General features: G+C 57.4%; 2 protein-coding genes. Both read right to left on the bottom strand.

From position 1 onward, the window contains the following. A partial coding sequence (locus HA45_RS23405) for a biotin carboxylase N-terminal domain-containing protein (RefSeq protein ID WP_280174529.1) occupies window positions 1-161 on the bottom strand: 161 nt, incomplete at its 3' end. Window positions 162-172: 11 nt separating this feature from the next. Continuing rightward, a partial coding sequence (gene accB / locus HA45_RS23400) for an acetyl-CoA carboxylase biotin carboxyl carrier protein (RefSeq protein WP_128599104.1) occupies window positions 173-408 on the bottom strand: 236 nt, incomplete at its 5' end.

The following is a 408-nucleotide window of genomic DNA, read 5'->3' as shown; positions in this document are numbered from 1 at the left end:
GCCGGGCCGATGCAGACGGTTTCGTCCGCCAGCAGCACGTGCTTCAGGTCGCGGTCTGCGGTGGAGTGAACCGCGACAGTCTTGATGCCCAGCTCTTTGCAGGCACGCAGAATGCGCAGTGCGATCTCACCACGGTTAGCAATGACAATTTTATCCAGCATGATTCGCCTCGTTATTCGATGACGACCAGCGGCTCGTCAAATTCAACCGGCTGGCCGCTTTCTACCAGGATCGCCTTCACAACGCCGGATTTATCGGCTTCGATCTGGTTCATCATTTTCATCGCTTCAACGATGCACAGGGTGTCACCGGCGTTCACTTTCTGGCCGACTTCGATAAAGGCTTTGGCATCCGGGCTTGGGGTGCGATAGAAGGTGCCGACCATCGGGGAACGCACGATGTGGCCGG

It is taken from the genome of Pantoea rodasii (genome assembly GCF_002095465.1).
Taxonomy (GTDB): Bacteria; Pseudomonadota; Gammaproteobacteria; order Enterobacterales; family Enterobacteriaceae; genus Pantoea; species Pantoea rodasii.
The sequence above is the reverse complement of the archived record's forward strand: the minus strand, read 5'-3'. Positions and strand labels throughout refer to the sequence as shown.